Below are 13,044 nucleotides of genomic sequence, written 5' to 3'. Positions count from 1 at the left end.
AAGGACGGCCCGATGCCAGCGCCGGAACTCGACAATCCACGGTCGGATCCGGCCATGCAGATGCAGGTTGGCAATAAGCAGACTGCCGGCCGTTATGGGCGCGGGCGGCATCACGCCGCTTGCGCAGGTGCGCGCCAGCCCAGCGCCGGCGCGATGTCCTCGATCACCGTGGTGAGGATGCGCCGGTAGTCCTGCTCGGGCAGTTCATAAGGCAGCTCCACCCGCAGCTCGTCCACCTGCTGCAGCAGCGGATCGGCCTGCAACCGCGCGATGATCTGCGCCGTGCTGCCGACCACGTCGGGTGCGAACATCGTGCGTCGCGGCCCTTGCGGGGCCAGGGTGCGCGCATGCCGCTGCGTACTGAAGGCCTCGATCCGCTGCCGCGTGGCCGCATCCACACCCTCGGTGGGCACCAGCACCCGTCCCACCGCCACCCGGCGCAGACTGCCCACTGGCAATGCCGCACGATAGGCCTGCAGGTGCTGCAGCTGGGCGCCAAAGAAGTCATCACTCAGCTCGGCACGGTTGACGTTGCCCAGCAGCAGATGCAGCCCCTGCTCACCCGCCGAACGCGCCGACTGCAGGGAGCCAGCGCCATACCAGACCCGGTCCACCAACCCCGGCGCATGTGGCTGCAGACGCGGGCGATAGCGCGTGGCGGCGTTGCCGACTTCGGCATCGGCGGCGCCTAACGGTTCACCACGCAGCGCTTCCAGCAACCGCGCCACCCGGCCATGGGAAAAGTCGATGCGCGCAGGGTCGCTGTCGTACAGCAAAGGCCCTACCAGCTCCCCGTGCGGCGGCGCGCCGGTACTGACGCCTACCTGCAGCCGGCCACCGGCCAGCGCATCCAGCAATGACAGATCCTCAGCCAGGCGGAAAGGTGTTTCGTAGCCCAGCTGGATGACCGCACTGCCCAGTTCGATGCGCGTGGTGTGCTGGCTGGCCGCCGCCAGGAACACCGCTGCCGAGCTGATGCCCGGTTCCAGGTGGCGGTGGCGCACCCATGCGCCGTCATAGCCCAGCTGTTCGGCAAACGCGATCAGCGCCAACGTCGCGTCCAAGCCTGCGCGCGGTTGTTCCGGCAGATAGCTTCCCGGCGTGAGGAACGCCAGGTGCCGCAGCTGCACCGCCACGTCCTAGGCGATCCTGCGCAGCGGCGCGGGCAGCGCTGCCGCCACGTGCGCCACGTGTCCCGCTGCACGCTCGGCCGCTAATTGAATGCGTGCCTGCAGTGCAGCGCTGTTGATCCGGTCGCCGTCGAAGTCGGCCGGCGTGGCATACACCCCGATCGGCAGCGTATGCGCCTGCAGGAAGCTGAAGAGCGGCCGCAGCTGATGGTCGATCACCAGCGCGTGGCGCTCACTGCCACCGGTAGCCGCCAGCAGCACTGGCGTATCCACCAGCGCGTCCAGCCCGATGAAGTCGATCAGGTGCTTGAACAGGCCCGGATAGGACCCGCGATACACCGGCGCGGCCGCCACCAGCAGCTGCGCCGATTCAATCGTGGCCAGCGCGCGCTCCACCTGCGGCTCTACTTCACTACGCTGCAGCGCCTGCCCCAGCGAGCGCGCGATCGGCGCCAGCTCGACCAGCTCCACGCTGACGTTGATCCGCTCGCGCAGTTCTTCCAGCAGATGCCGCACCAGCAGCAACGTGCGCGACGTCGCCGAACTGGTCGGCGACCCCACCAATGCAACCACCTTCAATGCAGAAGACATGACCCCCTCCTCGGTAGCGCCGGGCCATGCCCGGCGACGTTTCACATGAACCTCAGAACCGGTAATTGACGCGCCCGTACCAGAACGTCCCGACGTTGCTCAGCACATCACCGCTGTCCCAGGTGGTCTCGATGCTGGCCACATCGGTGGCGCTGCGTGCGTACGCGGGCACTTTGCGGGTGCGCTTGTCGAACAGATTGTTGATGCCCAGCGCCGCGCTCCAGCCCGCGCCCAGCTCTACGCCACCGGACAGGTTGGTCACCAGCACCGGCGGCTGCTTGTACTCCACGCCGTTGTTCAGGCGCTTGATCGGGCCGTAGTAAGTGAAGTCCACGTTCGAACGCCAGCGCCCGTTCTGCCAGCCCAGCCCCGCCACCTGCGTGTACGACGGCGTGCGGAAGCGCAGCGCGTACTCGCTCGACTTGGTCAGCAGGTTGATGTTCGGCAACCCCTGCAACGCCTGCGGAATCGCGCTCACTTTCTGGATGGTGGTGCGGCCCACATTGGCCGCGTAGCTCCAGCGCAGCTTGCCCCACTGCGTTTCCTGGTTGGCTTCCAGGGTCAGCTCCACGCCGCGCGTGCGGGTGTCGCCCACGTTGGTGAAGTAGCTGGCGTAGAACGCATCACCGGGCAGGATGCTGATACCGGCCGTGCCCAGCAGCGCGTCGATGGTGTTCTTCTGCGCGGCGGTCAGCACGGTGCCACTGTTGTCGGTCACCCGCGCCGGGTCCTGCGCGTTGTAGCCGATCTGGCTGGACTGGCCCAGCTGGCCACGGATGTCGATCTGGTACGCATCCACCGCCAGATGGAAGGCCGGGCTCGGGTCCCAGGTCACGCCAAGGCTGTAGTTGGTGGCCTTCTCCGGCTTCAGCGGCGTAGCGCCCAGCGCCACCGCCGCCGGCGAAGCGACCTGCGCCACCAGCGTGGTACCGCACGGGCAGCTGCCGGTGGCCTGGTAGAACTGCGCGCCCAGGCTCGGCGCGTGGAAGCCATTGCTGACCGTGGCACGTACGCCCAGCGCATCGGTGAAGTCGAAGCGCGTGGTCAACCGACCGGTCGACACCGTGCCGAAGTCCGAGTGGTCTTCCCAGCGCGCGGCGGCATCCAGGTACCAGCGCGACGTGATGTTGGTGGCTGCACCTGCGTACACCGCCTTGCTGTTGCGGGTGGCCTTCACCGCATCGGCGGTCGAATAGCCCACGAAGGCGGCCGCACCGAAGCCGGTGTACGACTCCCACTGCCCTGCCCCGCGTTCGTATTGTTCGTGCTGGTACTCGGCACCGGCACTCACTTCCAGTGGCGATGCGAAGGCCGCCACCTCGAAGCCGCGACGCAGATCAAGGTTGGCGATGCCCTGCTGGTAATCCAGCTTGCCGTCATAGAAGTCGGTCGGCGAGCCGGGGTACGGCAGCGAGTAGTTCACCGAATTGCGGGTGTAGGTGCGCACCGTGTTGCGGTTGCCGGTCAGGCTGAAGTCGTAGTCCCACCCCGCAACCTGGCCCTTCACCCCGGCCGTGCCGGTGTACTGCTTCTCCTTGGTTTCCAGCACCGGCAGGAAGCCATCGGGAAACACGCTCAGCACGCCCGGCGCCTTGTAGGTGGTGAAGATCGTCGCCGGCAGGCGGAAGTTCTGGATCGCCTGCGCGGTGCGGTCGCTGGCGGTCGCATTGGCGTAGAACTGGGCGTTCTCGCCCAGGCCATGGCCCACGTTCACCGCGAAGGCCTTCAGCGCATACGACGGCGAGCTGAGGATGATGTTGGCCTCGGCATCGCGCCCGGCCTCGGCCGGGTTCGGCGTCGCTCCAGCCGGCAAGCGGTTGTTTGGACGCAGCGCCACCAGGTTGCCGTTGCCATCCACGGCGGGATAACTCAGGTAGCCGTCGATGTAGCGCCGCGTGCGGATCGCATGGTGCTGGCGCGTGCTCTCGCCGGACAGGTTGATGAAGCCATCCTCGCCCCACGGCAGGCCGATGTTGGCGCGCACGCTGGTGCGGCTGCCGTCGCCGTCGGTGCTCTGCCCGCTCTCCACCGAGACATCGCCACCGTGTGCCTGCGATTTCAGGATCACGTTGATCACTCCGGTGATCGCGTCCGAACCGTAGATGGCCGAAGCACCATCACGCAGCACCTCCACATGGTCGATGGCCGACACCGGAATCAGCGCCAGATCGGCCCAGGCATGGCCGGGATAGCCGCCACCGTTGGCGCCACTGACATACGCGCTGGCGTTGCGGCGCTTGCCGTTCACCAGCACCAGCGTGTAACCCGGCGACAGGTTGCGCAGCTGGTAACCGCGGATCAGGCTTTCCTGGTCGCTCTGGTAACCGCCGATCTGGCTCAGCGATGGCAGGCTGCGCTGCAGCGCTTCCAGCAGGTTGGCCTGGCCGGTCGCGGCCAGATCCTCGGCAGAGATCACGTCGATCGGTGTCGAGCTGTTCTTCACCGTGCGCGTGCTGGTGCGTGAACCGGTTACCACCACCGCATCCAGCGTGGACGCGGCAAGGTTGGCGGAGGTGGCGGTGGTCGCCGACGGTGCATCGGCCTCAGCCGCATACGCCGGGGCAGCGGCAAGAGTGGCGGCAATCAGCAGGGAGAGCGTGGACAGCGCAGGAATGTGGGCAGCAGGCATGGGGGCTCGTGGGGGTGGGCCGGAGACACGCCTCCATTCAAGAGCCCACGCCCAACACGCAACAGCGGATATCGCGTCATGTGACCGTCACATCGCGCCAGCCACATGACTGCTGGTAATGACCTTACGCAGCCTGCACACACCGGGTCGGATTCCTTTCCAAAGGAAAGGGCTCTGACCCCATACACGCGAATCCGCAGGGTCAGAGCCCTTCCTGCGGAAAGGATCTGACCCAGGCCTCCATATACCCTGCGGGCATCACCTCATGCCCGCGCGCCACTCAGCGGCACGTGCCTGCGTCGGTAGCATCAAGCCATGCCCACCCTGCCTGCCGATCCGACCGCGCCCACCGTCGCCATCGTGGCCTGCCACGGCCAGGGCCTGTTCGAATTCGGCTGCGCGGTCGGCCTGTTCGCACCCATCCGCCCTGAACTGGGCGTGGCCTGGTACCGCACCCAGCTCTGCGCTGGCGAGCCCGGTGCACTGCGCATGCTCGGCAGCGCGCAGGTGCAGCTGCCCTACGATCTGAGCGCCGTCGACGACGCCGACATCATCGTCATTCCCGGTTGGCGCGAACCCAGCGAGCGCCCACCGCAGGCGTTGCTTGATGCCCTCACCCGCGCCCACGCGCGCGGCGCACGCATCACGTCCATCTGCTCCGGTGCATTCGTGCTCGCTTGGGCTGGCCTGCTCGATGGTCGCCAGGCCACCACCCACTGGCGGCTCACCGACACACTCGCCCGCGAGTTCCCACGTATCCACGTGCGCGACGATGTGCTGTACGTGGACGCCGGCAGCATCATCACCTCGGCCGGCTCGGCTACCGGCATGGACATGATGCTGCACATGGTGCGCAAGGATTACGGCGCACGCGTGGCCAATCTGGTGGCCGAACGGCTGGTGCTGGCACCCTGGCGCGATGCCGAACGCAGCCAGCGGGTCAGCCGCGCGATCCCGCTGGGCGAGCCCACGCGGCTGGCGAAACTGATGGAATGGATGCGCCGCAACCTGCGCGAGCCGCATTCGCTGGGCAGCCTGGCCGAACAGGCCGCACTCAGCCAGCGCACCCTGCAGCGGCAGTTCCTCGAAGCCACCGGCCTGTCGCCCATCGATTGGCTCATCCGCGAACGCGTGGCCTACGCACGCGAACTGCTGGAAACCACCGACCGTCCGCTGCAATGGGTGGCCGAACAGGCCGGGTTCGGATCGCAGGAATCGTTCCGCCGGCACTTCCGCGGCATGGTCGACGCCAGCCCCATCGAATACCGCAACCAGCACCGCAGTGGCCTCAGCGCCGACCGGCTGGTGGGTTGCTGAGCGCCGCCCGGTTATTCAGGCCACAGACGCACATCGCGTGTGCCAACCGGGAGCATGCCCCTCGGCTTGCAGAACACCAAGTCCCGCCCGACGCAGTTGTCGCGCGTGAAAATGGCGACGCCGCCCTCGCTGCCGAACACCGCATAGTGCGACGTCAACTGGCAGACCAAGGTGTGCTCCGCGTCAGGGTGATGCCGCCAGAACGGACTTTCCGCGTAGTAGGGAAACAAATGGAGCTGCGCGTTGGCATACCCGCGCTGGATGGAATAGTCAGCAAACCCGGAGTGCTCAACCTCCACACTCCGAAGCGCTTCGCCAAGCTGCTTCATCGCAGCCGCTGCGTCCTGCGCTGGCGGCATTCCTTCGAACAATTCCAAGGCCAACTTTAGTCGTTCGCTCTTTCTCATCACCTGATCCGTGGATAAGCAGCTTCCCTGGACAGGATTGTAGAGCGTTGCCGCGATGGGCACAGCGTCTGTTCGACCGCATCAGAGTCGTGTCCGCGCGCGAATCCGCCAGCACTGCGCCACGAATCCGATCGCAAACACCACCGCGCACCCCAGCAACGTCTGCAGGATCACCGGCGCCAACGGTGCAGCCGCAATCGGGTGCGCCACCGGCAAGCGTGTCAGCGTTTCATTCACGCCTGGCACCAGCGACAGCAGGAAGCTGAAAGACAGCGCGAACGTGGACAGATAGGGCGCCAACCGCCCAAGGAACCGCAACCGAGCCGCCAACACCCCACCCAACGCAATCAGCAGAATCACCACACCAAACGCGTGGCCAGGATTGAGGCCCCCGGTGCTGGAGACGGTGAACGAGGTCACCACCGACAGCACCAGCCCCAGCAGATAGAGCTTGCCGGCGCGTGTAGCCGGATCAATGGCCCGATACCGGATGAAACCGAACAGGCCGGCAGCGATGGGAACCAGGCTGATCGCGGTGTGCACGATGCCCAAGGAAGAAAGCGGATGACTCATGGCGACCTCTGCTGGAGTTCTGAACCTACTAGTAGGTAGGTTATACGGACAAAAAGAAGGCCCGCTCCACGCAGGCCTTCGTCGAAACATTCAGACCGCCGGCACCAGCCGGGCAATCGACAACCGTGCGAGCGCCGCGAACGTCGCCGCATCACCAAACCCACGCGCGGCCAGCATCGCGCCGTGCACCGAGGCCATGAACGCCTTGGCCTCATCCGCAGGCGTGCCCTGCAGCCTCAGCCGCCCCTGCGCCGCACCCTTTTCCAGCGTGATCGTCAGCCAGCCGCTCAGATCCTCGAAATGCCCGCGCACTTCATCGGCAATCTCGTCGGGGATCATCGGCGCTTCGGCCGCCAGCATCGCGCAGATGCAGAACGACGAGGTGCCACCGGCAATGCAGCTGGACCAGTAATCCACGTAGGCGTTGAGCGCCAACAAAGGATCGCCCAGCTGCCGGTCCAGCAGCGCCAGGCCTTCCCGTGCCTCTGCCCGGTACAGCTCCACCACCGTCCGCACCAGATCCGCCTTGCTGGGGAAATGGTGGTGGATGCTGGCCTTGCTGATGTTCACCCGCGCGGACACGTCGGCATAGCTGAAACCGTTGTAGCCACCAGCTTCCAGCAGCGAACGGGCGTGGGCCAGGATCTCGTGGGCCTTGGGGGACAGTGACTCTTTCATGGGTACAAACCTACTAGTAGGTAGACACCCTGTCAACCGACTCGTTCGCCGGGCATGGCCCGGCGCTACCTGACACGGTCTTCCCTGGTAGCGCCGGGCCATGCCCGGCGAGCGCAGCGGTCAGTGCGAAGACACATACAGCGCATCGGCCGGCGCCGGCGGCAGCGCAAAACTTCGCCGCATGCGCGCCACCTCGGCCGCCGGCGGCAACCCGAACAAACGCTTGAACTCCCGGTTGAACTGCGACGGGCTGGCGTACCCCACCGCCAGCGATGCCGCCTCAGCCGTCATGCCCTGCCGCAACATCAGCAGCCGCGCCTGGTGCAGCCGCGTGGACTTCACGTACTGCATCGGCGAGGTACCGGTAATGCTGCGGAAGTGATCATGGAACGTGGCCACGCTCATCTCCGCCTGCGCTGCCAGCGCATCCACATCCAGCGCCGTCGAATAGGCCGCGTGGATATGCCGCAGCACCCTGCCGATGCGGCCGAAGCGCCCGCGCATCGCCAGCGCCTCGCGCAGCGCCCCACCCTGTGCGCCGGTCAGCACCCGGAAATACAGCTCGCGCACCAGTGAGGGCCCCAGCACGTCGGCCTCCAATGGATCGGCCAGCGCTTCCAGTAATCGCAGCACCGTGGCCTGCATCGCAGGCTGCATCGGGCTGGACATCATGCTTCTTGCCGGCGCTTCGGTGCTGGCAGTGCGCTCGCCCAGTTCTATCAGCAGATCTGCGGCCAGCTGCAGATCCAGATGCAGGTAGATCGCCAGCAGCGGCGCCTCGGCCGTGGCCTCGGTTTCCATGGTGAAGGGCACCGGCACCGACACCGCCAGGTAGTGCTGCGCGTCGTACTGATAGACCTGCCCGCCCAGATAGCCACGCTTCACGCCCTGGCAGACGATCACGATGCCGGGGTCGTACAGCACCGGCGTGCGCGCCAAGGGACGGTTGGAGCGCAGCAGCCGCACCCCGGGCACTGCCGTCAGCGTGTAGCCCTCGTCCACGGCCAACGCCTGCAGCAGGCCGACCATGCGCGCCTGTGCGGGATGTTGCAGCGGATCATCGGCCGACCGCATCGGGCGTCCCAGAGGAATAGGCAAGAAAGCCCGAAGCTTAGGCCTGGGCGGCCGCGCGCTCAATCACTAACGTGCAACTCCCCAGCCACGAGCCCTCAGCCATGACCGTATCCCGCCTCCTCCTCATCACCGGCGTCAGCAGCGGCTTCGGCCGCGCCCTGGCCCAGCAGGCCCTGCTGGCCGGCCATCGCGTGGTCGGCACCGTGCGCAGCGAATCTGCCCGCCAGCAATTTGCGGCGCTCGCCCCCGGTCGCGCCTTCGGCCGCCTGCTGGACGTCACCGACGACGCGGCCATCGATGCACTGGTGGCCACCGTCGAAGCCGACATCGGCGCCATCGACGTGCTGGTCAACAACGCCGGCTACGGCCACGAAGGCATCCTCGAAGAATCCACGCTGGACGAACTGCGCCATCAGTTCGAAGTGAACGTGTTCGGTCCCGCCGCGCTGATCAAAGCCGTGCTGCCGCACATGCGCGCGCGCCGCCGCGGCCACATCCTCAACATCACCTCCATGGGCGGCTTCATCACCTTGCCAGGCATCGCCTGGTACTGCGGCAGCAAGTTTGCGCTGGAAGGCATCAGCGAGGTGCTGGGCAAGGAAGTGGCGCCGTTCGGCATCCACGTGACCGCGATCGCGCCGGGCTCGTTCCGCACCGATTGGGCTGGCCGTTCGATGGTGCGGGCCTCGCGCAGCATCGGCGACTACGACGCGCTGTTCGATCCGATCCGCAGCGCACGCGAGGAAAAGAGCGGCCATCAGCTGGGCGACCCGATCAAGGCCGCGCAAGCCATGCTGCAGGTGATCGACACCCCCAACCCACCCACGCATCTGCTGTTGGGCAGCGACGCGCTGCAACTGGTACGCGGCAAGCTGGCCGCCATGACAGAACGCATCGATGCCTGGGAGAACCTCAGCCGCTCCACCGACAACGCGGCGTTGCGGTAGCGCCGGGCCATGCCCGGCGAGCGAAGCCGCGCCAAAAGAAGCCGCCGGGCATGGCCCGGCGCCCCCCGACGCCCCGCTCGCTCAGTCCTCCTGCACCAGCCCGAACTCGCGCAGCAGCCCGCCAATCTGGGTCTTGTCCAGCTTGTTCATCAGCAGGTTGCGCAGGAACGCCGGCCCCGGAATGTCCAGTTCCTTGCCATCGCGAAGACGCCCGGTCGCTGCCAGTAGCCTGCGCACGTCGTAGGTGGAATTGAACACCTCCGGCACGCCGCGCTCGATGCCCAGCAGCGTGTACACCGCTTCCATCGGCGTGCGCACCGAATACTCGGTGGTGAAGATGCAGTCGCGCTGCTTCGATTCGGCGAACTGGCCGATGAAGGCGAAGTTCACCGCGCCCTCCGGCACCACATCCGGGCGATCACCGGCCTGGCGCGGCATGAAGAACGCGGTGATGTACGGCATCATCACCGGCACCGTCTTCGCCCCGGTCGCCGCCAGCTCGTCGATCTCTTCCACCGGCACACCCAGGTGGTACAGCCATTCGCGGGTGATCTCCTCGCCCGTGCAGTCCTGCATCGGCTTGTTCACGTAATCGCCCGGCGTATCCACGAACAGCGAATACACCCACACCACGATCTGGTCCTTCGGCTGGTTCTTGAAGTGCGGCTGCCGGTTCACCGTCCAGCTCATCAGCCAGCGCGAGTCACGCACGCTCACGATGCCACCAGTCACCACCTTGCCGCTGAACGGATCGCGCTTGGCAATCTTCTCGATGTACGCCGGAATGCGCGCGTCCAACGTGGTTACCGTCGCCGATTCCCACTTGGTTTCCGGTATATGCGCACCGAATACATCCGGGCGCCCGAACGCGGCATCCTTGGCCGCGATGCGCCGCCACAGGTCCCACGCCGGTGCAGGGCCTTCATTCAAGCGTGCGGCGGTGTCATGGTCGCCGTTGTCGGAATTCTCGGTCAGCGAGCCGATCGTCATGAACACCAGATCGTCCGCGCCCAGGTCCACGCCACCGGCCTGTCCATCCCGCGTCCAGTGGATGCGCGTGGCCTGCTTGCGGCCCGTCTGCAGCGCGAAGTCCACATCGGTCACTTCAGTGCCGTACTGGAACCGCACGCCGCGCTCCTGCAGCCACTTCACCAGCGGCAGCACCAGCGATTCGTACTGGTTGTACTTGGTGAACTTCAGCGCCGAGAAATCCGGCAGCCCGCCGATATGGTGGATGAAACGATGCAGGTACAGCTTCATCTCCAGCGCCGAGTGCCACTCCTCGAACGCGAACATCGTGCGCCAGTACAACCAGAAGTTGCTGTCGAGGAAATCACGGCCAAGCACTTCGTTGATGCGCTTGTTCTCCATCTCCTGCCGGGTGGCCAGGAACAGCGCGATCACGTCCTTCTGCGCCTGCTCGCTCAGGGTGAACAAGCCATCGGTATGTGCATCTTCGCCGCGATTGATCGTGGCACGTTGCAGCGAATAGTTCGGGTCGTCCTTGTTCAACCAGTAGAACTCGTCCAGCACACTGGCATCGTCGATTTCCAACGACGGAATCGAGCGGAACAGATCCCACAGGCACTCGAAGTGGTCTTCCATCTCGCGGCCACCACGGATCACGAAACCCTTCTCCGGCACCTTCAGGCCATCCAGCGCGCCACCGGCAATCTGCTGCTGTTCCAGGATGGTGATGCGCTCACCGGGCATGCGCCCATCGCGCACCAGGAACGCCGCACCGGCCAGCGAAGCCAGGCCCGAACCCACGAACCAGGCCGTCTTGTTGTCCACGCCCTGCGGCTTGCGCGGGCGCGCGAAGGCCTCGTAGTTGCCACTGCTGTAGTACATGCGCGTCTCCTTCCTGGATGGGGTAGCCCCCACTCTAGCGCCGAACCGATGTACCGCATCCTGCAGAGAGACTGCGACGCAGTGACGCAGGTGCTTGTTGTCATCGCGTTTCCAGCGGCCTCAACCGCCGTCAGCGGTCGCCTCGGTAGTGAACCAGCGCTGGAACCCGTTGATAGCGTCCGGCATCAGCGCGCTGGCACGCTCGCAGACAATGGCTTCGGCGTGGCGAATGGCACCCACTGCATCCGGCTGCGCACACAACGCCGTCGCCACATCCGACGCGTCCAGCATCGCCAGGTTCACGCCCACGCCCACCGGCGGCATCAGATGGGCAGCATCGCCGATCAGCGTCACGCCGTTGCGCGGTGTCCAACGGAAATCCGCCGGCAGGCTGTAGATCGGCCGCCGCACGAAGTCAGTGCACGCCTCCAGCAGCCGCCGCAGGTTCGGTGCCCAGCCGGTGTAGCTGCCTGTCACCAGCGCGCGCATGCCTTGCTGCGCGATCTGCGCATCAAGCCAATCAGAAGGCCGCTTCAGCGCTGCATACACGCAGAATCGATCGCCGCTGTTGCGCTGACCGAACAGCGCTTCCTCGCCGCCAAAGCAGAACAAGCTGCCCTGCCCCACCATGCCCGCGATATCCGCCGCAGGCTGCGCGATCCATCCTTCGAAGAAGGTAATGCCGGTCGGCAGCGGCTGGCACGCACTCAACGCAGCGCGGACTTTCGACCACGCACCATCGGCACCGATCACGATGTCCGCCTCGGCCTGCACGCCATTGGCGAAGCGCAGGTTGTGGCGGCCGGCATCTGCAGGTTCCATCTCGCTCAAGCAATGGCCCCACTGCACCGCGTCGGCCGGCAACGCATCCAGCAGCAGCTGGCGCAGGTCGCCACGGTCGATCTCCGGCTTGTCCATGCTTCCCTCCGGCCCGAACCCACCCGCGGTAATCGCCCCGGACCACGGATCCCCCATCCGCGCCTCCTGGCCCTCATGGCGCGCCACCGCCCGGAACGCCTCCAGCAGACCAGCGCGCTGCAGCGCCACCTGGCCGGAATCCTCATGCAGGTCCAGCGTGCCGCCCTGGGTGCGCTGCTGCCCGGACGACTCGCCCTCGTACACGCTCAAGCGGTGGCCACCGCGATGCAGGATGAGCGCAGCCGTCAGGCCGGCGGGGCCCGCGCCGATGATGGCGATACGTGGAGGGTGCGGCATGAGGTGGCCTGCTGGTCGGTTGATACATCAACCGTAGAACGTTCGAGTTGACACGTCAACCAACCGCAGGCAACGTGAGCGCATGACCCCACCCACCATCACCCCTGACGAGTGGGCCGCTTGGCGCGGCTTCCGGCGCATGGCCGAGATCACCTCCGGCCGCATCGTCCACGACATCACCCGCAGCACCGGGCTTTCCAGTGCCGACTTTGTCGTGCTGATGGAACTGAGCAAGGCCAAGGACCGCTGCCGCCGCCAGCGCGAACTGCTGGACTACCTGGAATGGGACAAAACCCGGCTCTCGCACCAGCTCACCCGCATGGCCGGCCGTGGCCTGATCGAGCGCGACACCGACAGTGACAACGTGGTGGTGATCCGCATGACCGCAGAAGGCCGCACCCAGCTGAGCGCAGCGCGGCCGGTACACGTCGCCAGCGTGCGCCGGAATTTCCTCGACCATCTCTCAGCCGATGACCTGGCCGCGCTGCAGCAGATCACCGACAAACTGCATGCAGCACTGCAGGACGCAGAGAACTGAGACGCCGCCAATCGCCCGCGCGACCTGGTAGTGCCGGCCGCTGGCCGGCAACTGCACTCCCCCAGCTCCACCAGGCTGCCGGCCAGGGGCCGGC

General features: G+C 66.3%; 12 protein-coding genes. 3 read left to right on the top strand and 9 right to left on the bottom strand.

Going from position 1 to position 13,044, the window contains the following annotated elements; genetic code table 11:
* Window positions 1-110: 110 nt before the first annotated feature.
* The 3 genes from AC3WTC_RS12695 to AC3WTC_RS12685 are packed head-to-tail and all read right to left on the bottom strand — an operon-like array spanning window position 111 to window position 4,350.
* Window positions 111-1,136 (bottom strand): LLM class flavin-dependent oxidoreductase, encoded by a 1,026-nt coding sequence (locus AC3WTC_RS12695; protein WP_032976121.1) that lies wholly within the window; start codon window positions 1,134-1,136, stop codon window positions 111-113.
* Window positions 1,137-1,139: 3 nt separating this feature from the next.
* On the bottom strand, window positions 1,140-1,721 hold the full coding sequence (msuE, locus tag AC3WTC_RS12690) for an FMN reductase (RefSeq protein WP_134832429.1): 582 nt from the start codon (window positions 1,719-1,721) through the stop codon (window positions 1,140-1,142).
* Window positions 1,722-1,773: 52 nt separating this feature from the next.
* On the bottom strand, window positions 1,774-4,350 hold the full coding sequence (locus AC3WTC_RS12685; RefSeq protein ID WP_492711561.1) for a TonB-dependent receptor plug domain-containing protein: 2,577 nt from the start codon (window positions 4,348-4,350) through the stop codon (window positions 1,774-1,776).
* Window positions 4,351-4,665: 315 nt separating this feature from the next.
* Here AC3WTC_RS12685 and AC3WTC_RS12680 point away from each other — a divergent pair, with 315 nt between their 5' ends.
* On the top strand, window positions 4,666-5,667 hold the full coding sequence (locus AC3WTC_RS12680; protein ID WP_336027550.1) for a helix-turn-helix domain-containing protein: 1,002 nt from the start codon (window positions 4,666-4,668) through the stop codon (window positions 5,665-5,667).
* 11 nt (window positions 5,668-5,678) lie between these two features.
* Here the strand turns inward: AC3WTC_RS12680 and AC3WTC_RS12675 are convergent, their stop codons facing one another.
* From AC3WTC_RS12675 to AC3WTC_RS12660, 4 genes are all read right to left on the bottom strand, one after another.
* The gene (locus AC3WTC_RS12675; protein WP_033830936.1) at window positions 5,679-6,074 is read right to left on the bottom strand and encodes a hypothetical protein; all 396 of its coding nucleotides are present in this window, start codon (window positions 6,072-6,074) and stop codon (window positions 5,679-5,681) included.
* Between the two features lie 81 nt (window positions 6,075-6,155).
* The gene (locus AC3WTC_RS12670) at window positions 6,156-6,647 is read right to left on the bottom strand and encodes a hypothetical protein (RefSeq protein WP_492711558.1); all 492 of its coding nucleotides are present in this window, start codon (window positions 6,645-6,647) and stop codon (window positions 6,156-6,158) included.
* 90 nt (window positions 6,648-6,737) lie between these two features.
* A complete protein-coding gene (locus tag AC3WTC_RS12665) occupies window positions 6,738-7,325 on the bottom strand; it encodes a TetR/AcrR family transcriptional regulator (RefSeq protein ID WP_088100651.1) in 588 nt (195 codons plus the stop codon).
* Between the two features lie 120 nt (window positions 7,326-7,445).
* Window positions 7,446-8,399, bottom strand: coding sequence for an AraC family transcriptional regulator (locus AC3WTC_RS12660; RefSeq protein ID WP_223482308.1), 954 nt, complete (start codon window positions 8,397-8,399; stop codon window positions 7,446-7,448).
* 101 nt (window positions 8,400-8,500) lie between these two features.
* On the opposite strand from AC3WTC_RS12660, the gene AC3WTC_RS12655 reads away from it, so the two are divergent.
* Complete coding sequence (locus AC3WTC_RS12655; protein ID WP_154880131.1) at window positions 8,501-9,346, top strand: oxidoreductase; 846 nt, start codon at window positions 8,501-8,503, stop codon at window positions 9,344-9,346.
* Between the two features lie 81 nt (window positions 9,347-9,427).
* Here the strand turns inward: AC3WTC_RS12655 and AC3WTC_RS12650 are convergent, their stop codons facing one another.
* A complete protein-coding gene (locus AC3WTC_RS12650) occupies window positions 9,428-11,197 on the bottom strand; it encodes an oleate hydratase (RefSeq protein WP_492711556.1) in 1,770 nt (589 codons plus the stop codon).
* 120 nt (window positions 11,198-11,317) lie between these two features.
* On the bottom strand, window positions 11,318-12,412 hold the full coding sequence (locus tag AC3WTC_RS12645; protein WP_492711555.1) for an FAD-dependent oxidoreductase: 1,095 nt from the start codon (window positions 12,410-12,412) through the stop codon (window positions 11,318-11,320).
* 82 nt (window positions 12,413-12,494) lie between these two features.
* On the opposite strand from AC3WTC_RS12645, the gene AC3WTC_RS12640 reads away from it, so the two are divergent.
* Window positions 12,495-12,950, top strand: a complete 456-nt coding sequence (locus tag AC3WTC_RS12640; protein WP_099783733.1) for a MarR family winged helix-turn-helix transcriptional regulator — start codon at window positions 12,495-12,497, stop codon at window positions 12,948-12,950.
* The last annotated feature ends 94 nt before the right edge of the window (window positions 12,951-13,044 follow it).

It is taken from the genome of Stenotrophomonas sp. FW305-C-20-S1 (assembly GCF_058783335.1).
This window is presented reverse-complemented; position numbering and strand designations above follow the sequence as displayed.